Origin of the sequence: Pedobacter sp. AJM, from assembly GCF_002197755.1 — a bacterium.
Classification (GTDB): Bacteria; Bacteroidota; Bacteroidia; order Sphingobacteriales; family Sphingobacteriaceae; genus Pedobacter.
Genome location: NZ_NHOT01000006.1, coordinates 137,040 through 155,278, shown reverse-complemented (window position 1 = coordinate 155,278; position 18,239 = coordinate 137,040). Strand labels below are relative to the sequence as shown.

The 18,239-nt window shown below is 40.9% G+C and carries 17 protein-coding genes; 11 read left to right on the top strand and 6 right to left on the bottom strand.

Annotated elements, in window-relative coordinates:
- Nucleotides 1–67 precede the first annotated feature (67 nt).
- Nucleotides 68–832 carry a sensor histidine kinase gene (locus tag CBW18_RS14050; RefSeq protein WP_172406534.1) on the top strand — a complete coding sequence of 255 codons (765 nt, stop codon included), beginning with the start codon at nucleotides 68–70 and terminating at the stop codon, nucleotides 830–832.
- Nucleotides 829–1,557, top strand: a complete 729-nt coding sequence (locus CBW18_RS14045) for a LytTR family DNA-binding domain-containing protein (protein WP_088301953.1) — start codon at nucleotides 829–831, stop codon at nucleotides 1,555–1,557. Before CBW18_RS14050 ends, CBW18_RS14045 begins: the two co-directional genes overlap by 4 nt.
- A gap of 183 nt (nucleotides 1,558–1,740) precedes the next feature.
- Here the strand turns inward: CBW18_RS14045 and CBW18_RS14040 are convergent, their stop codons facing one another.
- Nucleotides 1,741–2,199 carry a helix-turn-helix transcriptional regulator gene (locus tag CBW18_RS14040; RefSeq protein ID WP_088301952.1) on the bottom strand — a complete coding sequence of 153 codons (459 nt, stop codon included), beginning with the start codon at nucleotides 2,197–2,199 and terminating at the stop codon, nucleotides 1,741–1,743.
- Between the two features lie 372 nt (nucleotides 2,200–2,571).
- Here CBW18_RS14040 and pruA point away from each other — a divergent pair, with 372 nt between their 5' ends.
- Nucleotides 2,572–4,206 (top strand): L-glutamate gamma-semialdehyde dehydrogenase, encoded by a 1,635-nt coding sequence (gene pruA, locus CBW18_RS14035; protein WP_088301951.1) that lies wholly within the window; start codon nucleotides 2,572–2,574, stop codon nucleotides 4,204–4,206.
- Nucleotides 4,207–4,685: 479 nt separating this feature from the next.
- Here pruA and can read toward each other — a convergent pair whose 3' ends face one another.
- The 3 genes from can to CBW18_RS14020 all read right to left on the bottom strand — a co-directional run bounded on the left by can (nucleotide 4,686) and on the right by CBW18_RS14020 (nucleotide 7,399).
- The gene (gene can / locus CBW18_RS14030) at nucleotides 4,686–5,342 is read right to left on the bottom strand and encodes a carbonate dehydratase (RefSeq protein WP_088301950.1); all 657 of its coding nucleotides are present in this window, start codon (nucleotides 5,340–5,342) and stop codon (nucleotides 4,686–4,688) included.
- Nucleotides 5,343–5,347: 5 nt separating this feature from the next.
- On the bottom strand, nucleotides 5,348–6,952 hold the full coding sequence (locus CBW18_RS14025; protein ID WP_088301949.1) for a SulP family inorganic anion transporter: 1,605 nt from the start codon (nucleotides 6,950–6,952) through the stop codon (nucleotides 5,348–5,350).
- A gap of 144 nt (nucleotides 6,953–7,096) precedes the next feature.
- Nucleotides 7,097–7,399: a hypothetical protein gene (locus CBW18_RS14020; RefSeq protein ID WP_253249042.1), complete on the bottom strand. Its 303-nt coding sequence runs from the start codon at nucleotides 7,397–7,399 to the stop codon at nucleotides 7,097–7,099.
- Nucleotides 7,400–7,687: 288 nt separating this feature from the next.
- Between CBW18_RS14020 and CBW18_RS14015 the strand changes: the two genes are divergently transcribed.
- From CBW18_RS14015 to gpmA, 6 genes are all read left to right on the top strand, one after another.
- Entirely contained in the window at nucleotides 7,688–9,229 is a 1,542-nt protein-coding gene (locus CBW18_RS14015; protein WP_088301947.1) for an acyl-CoA carboxylase subunit beta, read from the top strand.
- Between the two features lie 90 nt (nucleotides 9,230–9,319).
- Complete coding sequence (locus CBW18_RS14010; protein ID WP_253249041.1) at nucleotides 9,320–10,498, top strand: MFS transporter; 1,179 nt, start codon at nucleotides 9,320–9,322, stop codon at nucleotides 10,496–10,498.
- An 8-nt stretch (nucleotides 10,499–10,506) separates the two neighbouring features.
- Nucleotides 10,507–10,917 (top strand): GNAT family N-acetyltransferase, encoded by a 411-nt coding sequence (locus CBW18_RS14005; RefSeq protein ID WP_253249040.1) that lies wholly within the window; start codon nucleotides 10,507–10,509, stop codon nucleotides 10,915–10,917.
- A gap of 127 nt (nucleotides 10,918–11,044) precedes the next feature.
- Nucleotides 11,045–12,160, top strand: coding sequence for a M42 family metallopeptidase (locus CBW18_RS14000; protein ID WP_088301944.1), 1,116 nt, complete (start codon nucleotides 11,045–11,047; stop codon nucleotides 12,158–12,160).
- Entirely contained in the window at nucleotides 12,160–12,426 is a 267-nt protein-coding gene (locus CBW18_RS13995; RefSeq protein WP_088301943.1) for a hypothetical protein, read from the top strand. The genes CBW18_RS14000 and CBW18_RS13995 overlap by 1 nt, the downstream gene beginning before the upstream one ends.
- A gap of 119 nt (nucleotides 12,427–12,545) precedes the next feature.
- Entirely contained in the window at nucleotides 12,546–13,235 is a 690-nt protein-coding gene (gpmA, locus tag CBW18_RS13990; protein ID WP_088302015.1) for a 2,3-diphosphoglycerate-dependent phosphoglycerate mutase, read from the top strand.
- A 21-nt stretch (nucleotides 13,236–13,256) separates the two neighbouring features.
- Here gpmA and cobA read toward each other — a convergent pair whose 3' ends face one another.
- Nucleotides 13,257–13,991 (bottom strand): uroporphyrinogen-III C-methyltransferase, encoded by a 735-nt coding sequence (gene cobA / locus CBW18_RS13985; RefSeq protein WP_322974802.1) that lies wholly within the window; start codon nucleotides 13,989–13,991, stop codon nucleotides 13,257–13,259.
- 288 nt (nucleotides 13,992–14,279) lie between these two features.
- Here cobA and nirB point away from each other — a divergent pair, with 288 nt between their 5' ends.
- A complete protein-coding gene (gene nirB / locus CBW18_RS13980; RefSeq protein ID WP_088301941.1) occupies nucleotides 14,280–16,790 on the top strand; it encodes a nitrite reductase large subunit NirB in 2,511 nt (836 codons plus the stop codon).
- 60 nt (nucleotides 16,791–16,850) lie between these two features.
- The gene (locus tag CBW18_RS13975) at nucleotides 16,851–17,246 is read left to right on the top strand and encodes a hypothetical protein (RefSeq protein WP_253249038.1); all 396 of its coding nucleotides are present in this window, start codon (nucleotides 16,851–16,853) and stop codon (nucleotides 17,244–17,246) included.
- A gap of 127 nt (nucleotides 17,247–17,373) precedes the next feature.
- Here CBW18_RS13975 and xth read toward each other — a convergent pair whose 3' ends face one another.
- Nucleotides 17,374–18,144: an exodeoxyribonuclease III gene (xth, locus tag CBW18_RS13970; protein WP_088301940.1), complete on the bottom strand. Its 771-nt coding sequence runs from the start codon at nucleotides 18,142–18,144 to the stop codon at nucleotides 17,374–17,376.
- Between the last annotated feature and the right edge of the window lie 95 nt (nucleotides 18,145–18,239).

Below are 18,239 nucleotides of genomic sequence, written 5' to 3'. Positions count from 1 at the left end.
AGTTTGGCTAGATGGCCCTGCACCTCGACTTTTTAAGTTTTTCGATTTTATCACACTGAATTTATATATGTTTGTTAAATATGCACTTTTATCATTTAGCATATACTATTTCCGACAATCTATTAATCGTGAAAAAGAACTCAGAATAATCGAAAAAGAAAAACTTGATACTGAATACGCTTTCCTACGTGCGCAAATTAATCCCCGTTTCCTCAACAATACGTTAAACTTCTTTTTTGCCAAGTCTTTACCCCACTCAGAAGAACTTGCCAATGGCATTATGACCTTAAGTGAAATTATGCGTTACTCATTGGCAATTGATAGTGATGACCGGATGACCTTAATCGATCAAGAAATCGAACACATTAAAAATGTAATAAAAATTAATCAGCTCCGTTTCAACCATAAGCTACAAATAGATTTTAAAATTGAGGGAAATACCCATAACGTTAGGCTGATCCCCCTGATATTAATTACCGTGGTAGAAAATATTTTAAAGCATGGCAATTGCACCGATCAAAATTATCCGGTTAAAATTTTCTTAACCATCAATGAAGCGGATGGATACGTTTATTTGAATACCTTCAACCTGAAGAAAAAAGGGCCAAAGGAACTTTCGAGCGGAATAGGCTTAGATAATATCAAAAAAAGACTGGCCCATCATTACCAGGAGAGGTTTATATTAAACATCACAGAAAGCGAACAGGATTACCTTCTGGATTTGAGTATCCCTTCCAGCACATCAGCTAGCGAGGTGAAGCAATCCACTCAGATCACACTAGCAGAACAATTTACTTTACACACCATCAAACCAAAACCATATACCCCATGATTCACTGCATTATTGTTGATGACGAAGAACATGCCATTGAAGTGATTCAGCATTACCTGAAACCGGTTTCAGCCATACACATCCTGGCAACCTTTACCCATCCGATAGATGCATTGAGTTTTCTAAGCCGAAACCCTGTTGATCTTATTTTTTTAGATATCCATATGCCGGAAATATCTGGCATTGAGTTCATTCAATCCATTCAGCACCAAGATATCCAGGTCATATTAACCACCGCATATAAAGAATTTGCCACCAATGGTTTCGACCTGAACGTGGTCGATTATTTAGTGAAGCCCATTCCCCTGCCCCGTTTTTTACAGGCCATTAATAAGGCGCAAAATCTCATCAACTCCAAAAACAACAACGGCAGCATGATTGATCGTCACCAGGATGATTATTTTATGGTTAAAACAGAGGCCAAAGGCAAAATGCTGAAAATTAACATTGCTGAAATTGATTTTGTGGAAGGCATGAAAAACTATGTGGCCTTCCATCATAATGGCATCCGCACACTTGCCTTGCTTACCATGAAAGATGTAGAAGACAGGCTGCCTAAAACACAATTTATCAGGGTACAAAAATCATTTATTGTTGCCCTCAATAAGATTACCTCTATAGATGGAAACCGGATCATTTTAAAAGGAGTTTCGGCCGAAATATTGATTGGTGAAACCTATAGAAAGGATTTTTTAGATATGATGAAGCAAAAATTACTCCTCTAGGGAAGAATGACGTTCTTAATCTCACCCTTTCAGAAGCCAGGCAGCAAACCCGCATTTGAAATACCATCATCAAACATACGTTAATACCCAATCAGAATGTATAATCGCCAGATCAGATCTGCTTGATACCTACCCCCACCATCAGTACTTCTTCACCAATTGCCACAACAGGAATTTATAAACTTAGGGCAGGGAAAAATTTAAACCAAAATTCAAATCCTTAATGGTGATAACCTCCAATCCATCTGCCATCACTGCATAAGGATTAGCCGCGCTATCTTTTAAATTCGCTTTTAAGCTTTGAAGCAAATGCCATAACTTACGGTTGCTGGCATAAGTTTCTTCCATTCCGGAAAGTTTTTCCTGCAATATTTTATACTTCTGCTCTGCACGTTTTTGATCGTAGGTCAGCTTTTTGAGCATGGCTACCAAAGCTTTCTGCTCATTGAAGCTAATGCTTTCAGTTGCGTGGGTTTCGTCAGTGTTACTCATCAAAAGTTCGATGGTACTTAACACAGTCAACGCCTTAGGATTAAGTTCACGTAAGCCTTTTTCATGTAAACTACCGGAAGTTTTATTACTCCCGATAAGCTTAGCCATCTCTGTTTGGCTTAAGCCGATCTGATCTCTCAATTTTTTCATACGACCAAATTTTAACCTGGGTTATACCATCCGAGAAACAAAATTACGAGAAACTTTTTTTTGTTTCTCGATAAAATGTTTCTCCTGGGCGAAACATTTTTTAAGGAAACTATTTTTTGTTTCCCGATAAATTGTTTCAGATTCTTTTTGGGCATATATGCAAGTTTTTAATGATGATGAGAACGACCTGATGAGCTGTCTAATTTTCATGAACGAAGATCAACTGCTTTGTAAATTGATAAATTCTAACTTTCAGACAGCTTTTAAATTAGCGAATTTCCCCTTTAAGCATGCGCATTGTTTTCTTTACAGAATAATAGAATAGCATCCCTCAAAAAGCCTTATCTTTGCCCAACTCATAAAAAATACACTATGCTTAAAGGATTTTTTAACGTACCCACTCCGGTAAACGAACCTATATTAAACTATGCCCCGGGCAGTAAAGAACGTGCACTTTTAAAAGAAGCATTAGCTGAAGCCCGCGCACATCAACAAGATATCCCCATGTATATCGGCGGGAAAGCCGTTCATACCGATAAAAAAGGAAAAGTTGTTGCGCCTCATGATCATCAGCATGTTTTGGCCCAGTTCAGCGTTGGCGATCGTACGCATATTTCACAAGCCATTGATGCCGCTTTAGCAGCGAAAGAAGATTGGGAAAACCTTTCCTGGGAGCACCGGGCGGCCATCTTTTTAAAAGCCGCAGATTTAATTGCGGGCAAATACCGTTATAAATTAAACGCCGCAACCATGCTTGGGCAGAGCAAAAATGCTTACCAGGCAGAAATTGATGCCGCTTGCGAGTTGATCGATTTCTTACGTTTTAACGTCAGCTATATGGCTGATATTTATAAACAACAACCTCCTGTATCGCCGCGTGGCAGCTGGAACCGTGTAGAACAACGCCCTTTAGAAGGTTTTGTATTCGCCCTCACCCCATTCAACTTTACCGCCATTGCAGCCAACTTACCTGCATCTGCGGCCATGATGGGCAATGTGGTGGTTTGGAAACCTGCAGACACACAAGTATATGCTGCCAACCTGTTAATGGAAATTTTCCGCGAGGCGGGCTTGCCAGATGGCGTGGTGAATTTAGTATATGCGGATGGCCCTGAAACGGGTGAGGTGATTTTTAATCACAAAGATTTTGCGGGGATTCACTTCACCGGTTCTACTAAAGTTTTTCAGGAAATCTGGAAAACCATTGGCACAAACATCCATAAGTACAGGTCATACCCACGCATTGTAGGCGAAACAGGCGGTAAAGATTTTATTCTTGTTCACCCTTCAGCACAAACCGATATTGCCAGTACTGCCATTGTGCGTGGTGCTTTTGAATACCAGGGACAAAAATGTTCTGCTGCATCAAGAGTTTATATTGCAGCAAGCATCTGGCCTGAAATTAAGGAATTAATGCTTCGCGATTTAGCCACATTCAAAATGGGCGGAACAGAAGATTTCAGCAACTTTATCAATGCGGTAATTGATGAGCGTTCTTTTAATAAGTTAGCGAAATACATTGATCAGGCCAAACAGGATGAAGGTGTAGAAATCATTGCCGGAGGGAATTACGATAAATCAAAAGGATACTTTGTAGAACCAACTGTACTGGTTGTTAATGACCCTAAATATACCACCATGTGCGAAGAGCTGTTTGGTCCGGTATTAACGGTTTATGTGTATGCCGACCAGGATTTTGATGCTATTTTAGAGGTGATAGATACAACTTCGCCATATGCCTTAACAGGTGCTTTAATTGCTCAGGACCGTTATGCCATTGATAAAGCATCACATGCTTTACGCAATTCGGCTGGTAACTTTTACATTAACGATAAATGTACAGGAGCCGTTGTTGGTCAGCAACCCTTTGGCGGTGCCAGAGGTTCTGGTACAAACGATAAAGCCGGTTCAATGATTAACTTGTTGCGCTGGGTTTCGCCACGTACCATTAAGGAAGTTTTTGAATCTCCAACGGATTATCGTTATCCGTTTTTAGCAGAAGATTAACTTATATACCCATATCTTTTTAAAATCCCCGAATACCCGGGGATTTTTCTTTTTAAAAGCTTCGGAATGCAATTAGTGTAGCAATATTTAATCTTAGGCTTTATGCTGTGTTCCCGATAAAAACCGGACTTCGTTTCTAAACCTGACAGCAGCGGCAGCCCCGAATTTTTCATGAGGGCTACAGCAAATGGCAGGACTGCAACAGCTACCTGGCATAAACATTCATTTTCAAACCTTTTGCTATCCGTTCGGTCAAAAATTTTTACACCCCAAATAAAAAATCAGGATGTAAATCATTTGCAAAGATTTTGGGCTTTGCCCAAGAACATAATAAAGAGGCGGTAGCACCAGATTAAGATTGTCATGCCGAACTTGTGAAGACACCGTTAAAGACATTTTTTACCAGTCATTCGAGGCTTCCCTGACCTTCCAAAATTTGTGCTACGGCCACTCCTTAAGAACTCATATCATCAGAATAATTAGCCAATCTTAAACGCTGGCGTCACATCATCCAGGCAGTTACTGGTTACTTCCAGATCTTTAATGATACCGGTTTTTAAACTATAAACCCATGCATGCACAGATAAATCCTGTCCGTTAGCCCATGCACTTTGAACAATAGAGGTATTCATAATATTCGCAGCCCCTTCAATGGCATTTAACTCCACCAGGCGGTCAAACTTTTTTTCAGGATCCTGAATGGCGGCCATTTCATGTTCATGAGTACGGTATACATCACGGATATTTCTCAGCCAGTTATCAATAATACCGACCTGCTTATTACCCATTGCAGCTTTTACACCTCCACAGCCATAATGGCCGCAAACAATAACATGTTTAACTTTTAATACGTTTACTGAATAATCCAGAACAGAAAGCATATTCATATCCGTATGCACCACTACATTGGCAATATTTCGATGAACAAAAATATCACCCGGCTTGGTATTTGTGATCTGGTTGGCTGGCACTCTGCTATCCGAACAGCCAATCCATAAAACAGGTGGATTCTGACCATTGGAAAGCTTATCAAAAAAAGCCGGATCTTTATCTATCGTGTCTTTCACCCAGTCTATATTTCCTTGCAATAAGGCTTCGTAAGATATATCTTTTGTTTCTATTGGTTTTGCGCACATGGCTTCTACTTATTAAGGTCTTCTACAAATTTGTTGGTTAATTTTGGCACAGCATAATGTTTCTTAATGTGCTCTAAAGTGACAATAATGCCTTTGGTATAGGCATTATGCTTATAATTGAAAATGGTTTCCAATACATCAGGATCAATATACCGGGCATTGGAACCATCAATAATGACGTTTGTTTCGCGTGGAATATTTGTTAAAACCACCTGTATAGCCGCTTTATTTAAAAACGACACTTCTTCTGCCAGCTTAATCCGGATGTTCTTCCGGTCGCCATCATTGCTGATCCGGTAAAAGAATGGGTTACGCATGTTGGTACGCAGCAAATAAAATATGGAGATCATCATTCCTACAGCTACCCCTTTCAGTAAGTCGGTAAACAACACGGCCAGCACGGTAACCACAAAAGGTACAAACTGATCCCAACCTTTATGATACATATGTTTGAATAAGCCTATACGCGTGAGTTTATAACCTGTTACCAACAAAATAGCCGCTAGACAGGAAAGCGGAATCATATTGATCACCTGCGGAATAAACAGTAAAGATAAAAGCAGCCAGATGCCGTGGAAAATAGCAGACATTTTAGTCCGCCCGCCTGCATTCACATTAGCAGAACTCCTTACAATTACCGATGTCATGGGCAAACCGCCAACCATCCCACTCGCCATGTTGCCAATTCCCTGTGCAATCAGTTCACGGTTGGTAGGCGATACCCGTTTGATCGGGTCTATCTTATCCACTGCTTCAATACTTAAAAGCGTTTCCAAACTGGCCACTACGGCTATGGTAAGGGCTACGATGTAAACGTTTTTATTGGCCAGCTGTGAAAAATCGGGAAGTGTAAACAGACTCAAAAATCCGCTGAAACCACTGATCACCGGAATTTTAACCATTTGATCTGCCCGTAGCGGATGATCTGTTCCGGAGAAAAAGAATGTCCCTAAAATACCCAGGGCCACCACCAATAAGGGAGCAGGTATTACAGTTAATTTGGGAAATTTAGGCCAGGTAATTAAAATTGCAATGGATAATAAGCTGATGACCACAGCCGCCAAACTAAAATGACCAATTGCAGCAGTAATTGCAGAAAAGGTATTTTCATGATCTTGCTGAAAAAATCCCTCATCACCACTAAAATCGGTATCCACACCCAATGCATGTGGCAATTGTTTCAGGATCAAAATCAAGCCAATGGCGGCTAACATGCCTTCAATCACGCTGGATGGAAAGTAATTCCCGATGGTGCCGGCCTTTACCAAACCCAGAATTAATTGAAAAACCCCGGCCAGTACAACAGCTAATAAAAACGTTGGATATGCACCCAATGAAGTGATTGCACCTAAAACGATCACCGTTAAACCGGCAGCAGGTCCGCTTACGCTCAACTGCGAACCGCTACATGAGGCCACAACAATACCACCGATAATCCCCGTGATTAAACCGGCGAACAATGGTGCACCGGAAGCCAGGGCAATGCCCAAACATAATGGCAGGGCCACTAAAAACACGACAATACTGGAAGGAAGATCTTTTTTGAGATTCTTTTTCAGGAAATATTTTTTGATATCCGAACCTGAAAAGGCCGGGTTAAACTTTTGCATAACAGTATAATGATCGGGTGAATTTTAACGAATAAATCGCTGGGTATATCCATTCATGCCAAAGAAAACTTTTTGCATAAATCTGTCAGTAAGATGCCTGAAACAGTTTATGTAAACAGCATCAAAGAATAACCCAGAAAAAAATCAGATCTGGTTGGGTGGTGGCGTAGGTACCGAAGGATGATATGGGTCTACATATCTTCTGAAATGTTCAATAAAACTACTCTTCAATACAATGTGACTGGAAGAGAATTCATAAGAAAAGATCGGGTGATTGAGTTCAAGAAGTTTGAAATCGCTAAATTTCGTGAGGTCCTTTGCAGCATCCTTGCCACCATCATGTTCCAGCTCAATTTGCATGATCACGGCACTCATGATGTCTTTGTCCATACTCTTATAAAATACCGGCGCGCCTGAAATACCCATCTTCGCAATGAAGATGAACATAAAGGTGCTCACGATAATATATTTGTATTTCCTGAAAAACATTGACTTCTAATCCTGTTCTAATGTTATATTACAAAAATAGACGGATAATCGAGTTTTCAATACGATATGTTGTAAAAAAAACGTAACAACATGTAAAACAGATCATTTGATTAATTTAACAATCCGCATTTTCAGTAGCTTTCAGGTAACGGGCCGCGAATAGAAATCACGACATGCGCAATTCAATCTGATCTAACCTTGTAATACCGATGGTAATTTCTAAATTTAAAATCTCATTAATTAGCGATGGAAAAAAAAATAGCACTCCTTCAGGATAAAATAAAGCAAGCCAGCTTAGGTGGTGGTCAGACCCGCATTGACAGCCAGCATAAAAAGGGCAAGCTCACCGCACGTGAACGCATTCATTTTTTAATGGATGAAGGAAGTTTTGAAGAAATTGGGATGATGGTTACACACCGGAGTACGGATTTTGGAATGGAGGGTGAAAAGTATCTGGGTGACGGCGTAGTAACCGGTTACGGTACGATAAACGGTCGTTTAACTTATGTCTTTTCTCAGGATTTTACTGTTTTTGGCGGATCATTATCTGAAACCCATGCCGAGAAAATCTGTAAGTTGATGGATATGGCCATGAAAAACGGCGCACCATTAATCGGACTCAACGACAGCGGAGGGGCCAGGATTCAGGAAGGCGTGGTTTCATTAGGTGGTTACGCTGATATCTTTTATAAAAATGTACAGGCTTCGGGGGTAATTCCTCAGTTATCGGCCATTATGGGCCCCTGCGCGGGTGGTGCTGTATATTCACCAGCCATTACCGATTTTATTTTAATGGTAGAAAACACTTCCTATATGTTTGTGACGGGCCCGAATGTTGTTAAAACCGTTACACATGAAGATGTCACGTCAGAAGAATTGGGTGGCGCCACCACACATGCAACCAAATCTGGCGTAACGCATTTCGCCTGCAACAACGAGATAGAAGCCATCAATCATTTAAAAAGGCTGTTGAGTTATATGCCACAAAATTGCGAGGAAATACCTTTGCAGTGGCCTTATGAAACAGCAGATGAAAGCCGGCTGGCCCTAAATACCTTTATGCCGGAAAATGCATCGCAACCTTATGATATCCGTGAAATTATTAATACCGTAGCTGATCAGGACAGTTTTTTTGAAATCCATAAAGATTTCGCTGAAAATATTGTGATCGGTTTCGCCCGCTTAGCTGGCCGGAGCATTGGTATAGTGGCCAATCAGCCTGCGTATCTGGCGGGTGTTCTGGATAGCAATTCTTCTACAAAAGCGGCAAGGTTTGTGCGTTTCTGTGATTGCTTTAACATCCCCTTGCTCGTGTTCGAAGATGTTCCGGGGTTCCTTCCGGGAACAGATCAGGAATGGAATGGCATTATTACCAACGGTGCGAAATTGCTGTATGCTTTCAGTGAAGCAACAGTTCCGCGGATTACGGTCATCACCCGGAAAGCTTATGGTGGTGCCTACGATGTGATGAACAGCAAACACATCGGGGCAGATTTGAACTATGCCTGGCCTAGTGCAGAAATTGCCGTAATGGGTGCAAAAGGTGCCGCAGAAATTATATTTAAAAAAGAAATACATGCAGCAGAAAATCCGGAAGATAAATGGATAGAAATGGAAAAACGCTATGCTGATATTTTCGCCAACCCCTATCGTGCTGCAGAAAGAGGCTTTGTAGATGAGGTCATTGAACCTTCGCAAACCCGGATCAAGCTGATTAAAGCTTTCAAAATGCTGGAAAATAAAGTGGTTAATCATCCCCGAAAGAAACATGGAAATATACCTTTGTAAAAAATAGTCCATCGTCATAAGTCCATAGTCTGGGAGTATCAATCTCGGCCTCCAAGACTCATGACTAAGGACTTTGGACTTTAGACTAGCATGCAGACTACTTCGACATTATCCCGTACCGACATCCTTCTCATGGCCTTTTGTACCGGCCTTATTGTGGCTAATATCTATTACTGCCAGCCGCTGGTGATCCTCATTGCCAAAGATTTTAACATAAATGAAACCTATGCAGGCAGAATTACCTATATCACGCAGATTGGCTATGCATTAGGTCTATTTCTTTTGGTTCCGCTGGGCGATATGTTCGAGCGTAAAAAACAGATTTTATTTATCACTGGCTTAGCCATTGTGGCTTTACTGGTGGCCGCAGTTTCGCATACTTTTTTCTTACTTGAAATTGCCTCCTTATTAATCGGCATCTGCTCCATTGTTCCGCAGCTTATTTTACCACTCGCAGCCAACTTAAGTACTGACGAAAACCGAGGGGCCAACATAGGCATCATCATGAGTGGTTTACTCGTGGGCATCCTCGCCTCCAGGGCAGTAAGCGGAAGTATAGGTTTCTGGCTGGACTGGCGTGCCGTTTATTATATGGCTTCCGGAATCTGTTTCCTGCTGATCCTCTTAATGGCAAAACGGTTTCCGCAAAGTTTCCCGGCATTCAAGGGTTCCTACAAACAGTTAATGGGTTCAATGTTCAGCTACATCAAAAGACAACCCGTTTTACGCGAAACATCCATCATCAACTTCCTGGCTTTCGCCATCATCAGTGCCTTCTGGACAACCATGGTATTATTTTTAGCCAACCCTCCCTTTCATTTTCAAACCTTACAAATTGGTTTGTTCGGCATTGCCGGGGCTGCTGGCGCGTTGGCTGCACCCTTGGTAGGCAAATTAAGTGATGGAAATAACCCACGTAAAAACCTGATGATTGGTTTTGTGTTGCAATTGGTTAGCATCGCCTTATTCTATTTTACCGGCAGTCATTTATACCTTTTTGTCATTGGGATTATATTGATTGATATTGGTCAGCAGGCCATTCACGTCACTAATCAAACCCGCATCTACACCCTCATTCCGGAAGCCAGGAACCGGTTGAATACCATTTTTATGTCAGTCAGCTTTATTGGCGCGAGTTGCGGCTCCGCCTTAGGCTTATGGCTGTGGGGGCACGGTGGCTGGACACTGTTTTGCTTTGGCATGGCCGCCATCACAGTACTTAATATCCTAATTTATCAGTTCTACGGAAGAAAAAGAACACGCTCATAAAGATTATTATGCTCATTCAGATTGAACAAATTTTCCCTTCCCTCACCTGGCGCATTCGACATCAGGTGATGTATCCTGAATTACCGCTGGATCGTGTTAAACTACCCGATGATTTCGACGGCATACATTTTGGTTTATACCTGGATCATCAACTTACAGGTGTGGTATCGTTATTTAACGAAGGTGATGTATACCAGTTTAGAAAGCTGGCCATTCTTTCAAATGCACAAAAAGCTGGCCTGGGTACCCAACTCATGCAGCATATCTTGGATTTTTGTAAAATTCAGAAAGCCTCAAAGCTTTGGTGCAACGCCCGTGTAAATGCTAAAGAATTTTATTATAAATTTGGCTTTCACGAAACACCAAAAACCTTTTTTAAGGATGGGTATGATTTTGTGATCATGGAGAAGGAATTTTAGATTGTAGATTAACAAAATGGTTGGTTTAACCTATCAAAAGAGCAATTCTAAAATCCAAAAAATTTGATTGATGATTTGATTTGATCCATGCAAATCATAAATCTGAAATCGTAAATCTAAAATACACATGGCTAAAAAGAAAGAAGACGAAAAAAAAAATCATGTTCCGGTAGTAACTAAAAAATCATTACAGTTTCTGGAAGAATACATCAATAACCCTGCGCCTACCGGTTACGAATGGGAAGGGCAGAAACTTTGGTTAAACTATTTGAAACCCTATATTGACGAGCATTTTGTAGATAACTACGGCACGGCGGTTGGTGTAATTAACCCCAAAGCAGCTTACAAGGTGGTAATTGAAGCACATGCCGATGAAATTTCATGGTACGTGAACTATATCACCAGTGACGGCTTAATTTATGTCATCCGCAATGGCGGTTCTGATCATCAGATCGCCCCATCCAAAAGGGTAAATATTCATACCGAAAAAGGGCTGGTTAAAGCCGTTTTTGGCTGGCCGGCCATTCATACCCGCCATGGTGAAAAAGAACAGGCACCTGAATTAAAAAACATCTTTTTAGATTGTGGCTGCACATCAAAAGAAGAAGTAGAAAAACTGGGTATCCATGTAGGCTGTGTAATTACTTACGAGGATGAGTTTATGATTTTGAACGACCGTTATTACGTAGGTCGCGCTTTAGATAACCGTGTGGGTGGTTTTATGATTGCCGAAGTAGCACGCTTATTAAAAGAAAACAAGAAAAAACTTCCTTTCGGATTGTATATCGTAAATTCGGTACAGGAAGAAATTGGCTTACGCGGTGCAGAAATGATTGCTCAACGGATTAAACCAAATGTAGCCATTGTGACCGATGTAACACATGATACCACCACGCCAATGATTAATAAAAATATTCAGGGCGATTTATCAGCAGGCAAGGGCCCGGTTGTATCATATGCACCCGCGGTTCAGACCAATTTAAATAAACTACTAATTAAAACGGCTGAAAAGAATGAAATTCCTTTTCAGCGCCAGGCTTCATCACGCTCTACCGGAACGGATACAGATGCCTTTGCCTATTCTAACGGAGGCGTTCCATCTGCATTGATTTCATTGCCGCTCAGGTATATGCACACCACAGTAGAAATGGTTCATAAAGAAGATGTTGATAATGTAATCAGCTTGATTTATGAAAGCCTACTGAACATTAAAGACGGCCAGGATTTCAGAGAATTTAAATAATGAAAGAAAAGATTTCGCACCCGAAAATAGCAGTCAGAACCTTATTAAAGGTGCTTTTAATGATTGTAATTATTTTCATTATAAACTCCTGGCCAAGCATTATGCGAAGCCTGGATGGCCAGGCGCCACCTTTTAACTACTGGCTCGACCACAGTTTTAAGCCCAGCAACTTCCTGCTCATCATCGGCTTTGGTGCTTATTTTTACTATAAGGATTTAACAGATCAGAAAGAACTGATAGCAAAAAAGCAGAACGAAATTGAATAAAGCTTATCAAGGCTTGAAGTAAATACTTCAGGCCTTTTATGTAGATATTGCGTTCTAATTTGACAATCCGCATACAGCAGTATAAATCAATTATCGAAAATAACGGTCATCAGAAACAAATGAAAAAACTCGTATTAATTCGCCACGGACAAAGCATCTACAACCTGGAAAACCGTTTCACAGGCTGGACAGATGTAGACCTTTCTGAAAATGGCTACCGGGAAGCTAAAAAAGCTGCAGAAATATTAAAAAAACATGGTTATAATTTTGATATTGCCTTCACCTCCTTACTGAAGCGTGCCATCAAAACCTTGCACATTATTTTAGAAGACCTGGATCATCTCTGGATTCCGGAATATAAAACCTGGCACTTAAACGAGCGTTTTTATGGCGCATTACAGGGATTAAACAAGGCCGAAACAGCAGAAAAATATGGCGCGGAACAGGTTTATAAATGGCGCAGAGATCCTGATGAAGAACCGCCACAGTTAACAAAAGACGATGAACGTTACCCGGGAAATGATTTGCGCTATCAGCATTTAACCGCCGGACAATTGCCACTCAGCGAAAACCTGTCGGACACGATCGAGAGGGTATTGCCGTTCTGGAACGAATCTGTTGTGCCCGCCATCAGCAAAAATGAGAAGGTGATCATTTCCGCACATGGAAATAGCCTCAGGGCCTTAATCAAATATATTGATCACCTCTCAAACGAAGAAGTTACCGCCTTAGAGATTCCTACAGGAAGCCCACTGGTTTATGAACTGGATGACGACCTGAAAAAAATCAGGCATTATTATCTGGAGTAATGAATTCTATAAAAACAAAGGTTAAACAGCAATAGCTTGTTTATAATAATGTTGTGCAGCCATAATCTCCCTTGCCCGCACCACATCACCAATAACAATGATTGCCGGGTGTGCCATTCCTTCCTTTAAGGCCGTTTCCTGAAGATCTTTAACCATACACCTTACCTGTTTTTGTTTAGCCAGGCTAGCATGCTGAATAATCGCTGCTGGCGTAGCACCCAAACCAGCTTGTTTATATGCGGCAGAAATTTCCGCAAGCTTTTTCATGCCCATATAAATCACTACTGTAGCCGAACTGCTCATGGCACACTTAAGATCTTTTGATAAGCTTCCATCTTTCTTTGTACCGGTTATCGCCCAAACGCTTTCGCTAATGCCACGGTGGGTAAGTGGAACATCAATAAAACCTGCACCCTGCATACTGCTGATTCCTGGAATGTAGTGTGATTTAATCCCATATTTCTCTGCATAAAGCAATTCTTCGAAACCCCTGCCAAAAATAAATGGGTCACCTCCCTTTAACCGCACCACCACATTGTAGGTTAACGCGTATTTTACAATCAAATCATTTATATCATCTTGCGGCGTGCACCTGGCATAAGGTTTTTTACCTACGTATACCATTACACAGCTTTTTGGAGCAATTTCCAGCAGCTTTTCATTGCTTAAGTTATCATATAGGATCACTTCTGCCCTTTTCAGCACATTAAATGCTTTCATTGTGATTAATTCGGGATCTCCGGGCCCCGCTCCCATTATAAAAAGTCCAAAATCTTCCATTATTACAGTATAATTTTAATGATTTAATCAAAATAATAGTAAATATGATTAAATAATATTAAAAATTATATTAATTTATGATAAAAATCATGTTTAAATAAAAATATTAATCAATAAAACTATATTTGAATATCATAAATCATATAAAAAGCCTTTACAAAGACAAAATAATCATTAATAGCACCATTTTTTTAGCACTAAAGACTAAAGAACCTATAAAAAAATAAGTACAAAGCAAAATATTTCACCAAAAAACAAGAAGTCATGAACAAATTAAAGATAATCGTAATTGGAAATGGGATGGTTGGATATAAATTCTGCGAAAAGCTAACAGCTAAATCTGATGCCTTCAAATTAATTGTTTTTGGTGAGGAACCAAGAAGGGCTTATGACCGTGTTCATTTAAGCGAATATTTTAATGGCAAAACCGCTGATGATCTTTCGATGTCGGCAGCAAACTGGTACCAGGAACAGGATATTGATCTCTATTTAAACAATCCAATAGTTGGTGTAGATCGCAATTTAAAAACAGTTAGAACATCCGGCGGTGAAATTTATGGCTACGATTTTTTAGTTTTCGCAACAGGTTCTGCTGCATTCGTACCCAATATAGAAGGGATAGAAAAAGAAGGTGTTTTTGTTTACCGGACCATAGATGATCTTGATTTGATTGCAGGCTATGCAACGAAAGCCAAAACAGCCGCCGTAATTGGTGGCGGATTATTAGGCCTTGAGGCCGCGAAAGCACTGATCGATTTAGGCATAGCAGAAACCAGCATTGTAGAATTTGCGCCAAGGTTAATGCCCAGGCAAATTGACCTGGCGGGCAGCGAAATGTTGAAATCCATGCTGAATGAATTGGGCTTACAAATCCACCTCAATAAAAATACAAGCCGCATTGAAGGTGATCAATGCATCACAGGTTTAAAGTTCAGTGATGATTCAGAATTAGCATCAGATATGCTGGTAATTTCTGCCGGAATAAAACCAAGAGATGAACTGGCCAGGTTTTGCGGCCTTGAAGTAGGCACCAGGGGCGGCATTCTGGTCGATAATAAAATGCAGACCAATGACCCCTGCATTTTTGCCATCGGAGAATGTGCCCTGCACAATGAAATGATTTACGGGCTGATCGCCCCGGGTTATGAAATGGCTGAAGTGTTGGCTACCAATCTTTGCGCAGAAGATAAATCCTTTAAGGGTTTTGACATGAGCACAAAACTTAAACTCATTGGTATAGATGTAGCCAGTTTTGGTGATCCATTTATCAATGAACCCGATTGCCGCACCATCGTATTTGAAAACAAACATAAAGGCATTTATAAAAGAATAAACATTAGTAATGACGGGCAGTACCTTTTAGGAGGTATTTTAATTGGCGATGCAGCAGCGTACAATATGCTGCTGCAAACCAGTGTGAACAAAATATTATTACCTGAAAACCCGGAAGAACTTATCCTGGGAAGCAAAGGTGGCGAAACATCAGCCGCCGCAGGAATCACTTCCCTTCCAAATGAGGCCTTAATCTGCAGCTGTGAAGGCGTAACCAAAGGCAACATCTGCCATTCCGTTGCTGAACAAGGTTGCGAAACACTGGATAGCATTAAGAAATGCACTAAAGCCGGAACCGGATGTGGTGGCTGCGTACCCATGGTAAAAGACCTCATGCTGCATACCTTAAAAGCACAAGGCAAATATGTCCGGAACGTCATTTGCGAACACTTCAATTACAGCCGTCAGGAACTTTATGACCTGATTCACATCCACGAATTAAAATCTTACGATGAGGTATTGGATAAATTAGGGAAATCTGATGGCTGCGAGGTTTGCAAACCATTGGTGGCTTCCCTGCTGGCCAGTTTATGGAATGAAATGATCCTTAAAAAAGGAAATGATACCGCGCAGGACAGTAACGACCGTTTCCTGGCGAACATTCAGAAAGGGGGCTCTTATTCTGTTGTACCACGCATTCCTGGCGGAGAAATTACACCTGATAAACTCATTGTCATTGGTGAAGTAGCAAAAAAATATAATTTATACACCAAGATAACCGGCGGACAGCGAATCGACCTGTTCGGTGCTCACTTAAATGATCTTCCGGTAATATGGGAAGAATTGATCGCGGCAGGTTTCGAAAGCGGCCATGCTTATGGCAAAGGACTAAGAACAGTAAAAAGCTGCGTTGGAAGCACCTGGTGCCGTTTCGGATTGCATGACAGTGTCAGTTTCGCCATCAGAATTGAAGAGCGATACCGTGGCATCAGGGCACCTCATAAATTCAAATCAGCGGTGAGTGGCTGCATCAGGGAATGTGCCGAGGCGCAGAGCAAGGATTTTGGTATCATCGCCACAGAAAAAGGCTGGAACCTTTATGTATGCGGCAATGGCGGAAGTAAACCGCAGCATGCGCAGCTACTGGCCGCAGATGTAGACAGCGAAACCTGCATTAAATATATCGACCGTTTTCTGATGTTTTACATCCGTACAGGAGATCCCTTAACCAGAACGGCAACCTGGCTCAATAAAATGGAGGGCGGCATGGAATACCTCCGCAATGTGGTGATTCATGATAGCCTGGGCATGGCTGAAAAATGGGAAAACGAAATTGAAAATCTGATTGCCAGCTATAAATGCGAATGGAAAGAAGCTGTGGAGAATCCTGCCATCAGAAAGAGATTTTCACACTTCGTTAATGCGCCCGAAGAAAAAGACCCTACTATTGAATTTGTGGAAATGAGGGGCCAGAAAAAAACACCTGAATGGAAAACAACCTAACCAAATATAAGCCAGTTATTGCATGGGATCAACAATTAAAACCAAAACCAAACTTACATTATGAAAAGAAGAAACATCGTTATGCTTTCAACCTGCCTTTCACTGGCTTTATTTTCTTCAGCGCTAAAGGCACAAACCAAAGTGGCGTTATTTGATGGAACAATCGTTGCTGGTTATGTAGATCACGGAGGATATGTTAACTGCATCGGACCATCGGTTAAATACCTGAAAAAACCATTTTCAATCAGCGCCGGTTTACTTCCTTCATTAAGAATTAAGGAAGACAAGGTGGCTGCCGGAGCAACTAAAAACAGTTTGATCACGCCATCTTTAGGCCTGGGCTTAACAGCGGTTTTTAACCACATCGCCCTTCAGCTTCCGCTTTATTATAATGCCAAAACGAGTACCAAAAATGGTGAATGGAATGTGGGTGTAGGCTTGGGATATAAGTTATAAAAATGAATGATTGATTGAATGTTTAATGATTGAATTTTGAATAATTGAATTTTGAATAATTGAATGTTTGAGTGATTGGACATTCTCTAATTCTTTCATTCAATCACTCAAACATTCAATCCTTTCCCTATTCAATTTCTATCCACACCGGACAGTGATCACTTGTTTTTTCCCAGCCCCGGACATGCTTATCTACGCCACCCTTTACTAACCTGCCATCAAGTTGCGGACTTAATAAAAAGTGATCGATCCTTAAACCAGCATCACGACCATATGCATTCCTGAAATAATCGTAAAAAGTATAAACCGTTTCTGTCGGATAGAGTTTTCGGATGGCATCTGTCCAGCCCTGATCTACCAGGTTTTTAAAAGCTTGCCTGACTTCAGGCTTAAACAAAGCATCATTAATCCAGCGTTCGGGTTTGTAAACATCTTTTTCGGTTGGTATAACATTGTAATCGCCCGCAAGTACCACAGGTAGGTTATATTCCAGCAATTTCGAAGCATGATCAGTTAACCTTTCAAACCATGCCATTTTATAATCAAATTTTGGCCCCGGCGTTGGGTTTCCGTTTGGAAGATACAGGCAACCGATTACGACATCATTAACCAATGCTTCTATATAGCGGCTATGCAAATCTTCCGGATCACCAGGTAAACCGCGTTTAAGTTCTTTGATTTCGTAACCACGCGACAGGATAGCTACACCATTCCAGCTTTTTTGTCCGTGCCAGATGGCCTGATAGCCAGCATCTAAAATGGCTTGTTCCGGAAATTTTTCTTGTGGGGCTTTTAGCTCCTGAAGACAAACCACATCAGGCTTAGTTTCCGCAAGCCATTGTAACAGCACGGGTAAACGACCATTAACTCCGTTTACATTATAGGTTGCAATTCTCATGATCAATTAAAGTCAACAAAGCAGTTAATCATTAAAAAAAAGTTTTTTTTGTAAATGTAAATCAAAATTTGGCCTTATCTTGCAATTTATTTCAC

Excerpts from the sequence above, each read along its gene's own strand:
- CBW18_RS13995 (WP_088301943.1), top strand. The coding sequence starts at position 12,160 with ATGAAAGAAAAGATTTCGCACCCGAAAATAGCAGTCAGAACCTTATTA.
- CBW18_RS13975 (WP_253249038.1), top strand. The coding sequence starts at position 16,851 with ATGAAAAGAAGAAACATCGTTATGCTTTCAACCTGCCTTTCACTGGCT.
- CBW18_RS14040 (WP_088301952.1), bottom strand. The coding sequence starts at position 2,199 with ATGAAAAAATTGAGAGATCAGATCGGCTTAAGCCAAACAGAGATGGCT.
- CBW18_RS14050 (WP_172406534.1), top strand. The coding sequence starts at position 68 with ATGTTTGTTAAATATGCACTTTTATCATTTAGCATATACTATTTCCGA.
- pruA (WP_088301951.1), top strand. The coding sequence starts at position 2,572 with ATGCTTAAAGGATTTTTTAACGTACCCACTCCGGTAAACGAACCTATA.
- can (WP_088301950.1), bottom strand. The coding sequence starts at position 5,342 with ATGTGCGCAAAACCAATAGAAACAAAAGATATATCTTACGAAGCCTTA.
- CBW18_RS14025 (WP_088301949.1), bottom strand. The coding sequence starts at position 6,952 with ATGCAAAAGTTTAACCCGGCCTTTTCAGGTTCGGATATCAAAAAATAT.
- nirB (WP_088301941.1), top strand. The coding sequence starts at position 14,280 with ATGAACAAATTAAAGATAATCGTAATTGGAAATGGGATGGTTGGATAT.
- CBW18_RS14015 (WP_088301947.1), top strand. The coding sequence starts at position 7,688 with ATGGAAAAAAAAATAGCACTCCTTCAGGATAAAATAAAGCAAGCCAGC.
- CBW18_RS14005 (WP_253249040.1), top strand. The coding sequence starts at position 10,507 with ATGCTCATTCAGATTGAACAAATTTTCCCTTCCCTCACCTGGCGCATT.
- CBW18_RS14000 (WP_088301944.1), top strand. The coding sequence starts at position 11,045 with ATGGCTAAAAAGAAAGAAGACGAAAAAAAAAATCATGTTCCGGTAGTA.
- CBW18_RS14020 (WP_253249042.1), bottom strand. The coding sequence starts at position 7,399 with ATGTTCATCTTCATTGCGAAGATGGGTATTTCAGGCGCGCCGGTATTT.
- CBW18_RS14010 (WP_253249041.1), top strand. The coding sequence starts at position 9,320 with ATGCAGACTACTTCGACATTATCCCGTACCGACATCCTTCTCATGGCC.
- xth (WP_088301940.1), bottom strand. The coding sequence starts at position 18,144 with ATGAGAATTGCAACCTATAATGTAAACGGAGTTAATGGTCGTTTACCC.
- cobA (WP_322974802.1), bottom strand. The coding sequence starts at position 13,991 with ATGGGAGCGGGGCCCGGAGATCCCGAATTAATCACAATGAAAGCATTT.
- CBW18_RS14045 (WP_088301953.1), top strand. The coding sequence starts at position 829 with ATGATTCACTGCATTATTGTTGATGACGAAGAACATGCCATTGAAGTG.
- gpmA (WP_088302015.1), top strand. The coding sequence starts at position 12,546 with ATGAAAAAACTCGTATTAATTCGCCACGGACAAAGCATCTACAACCTG.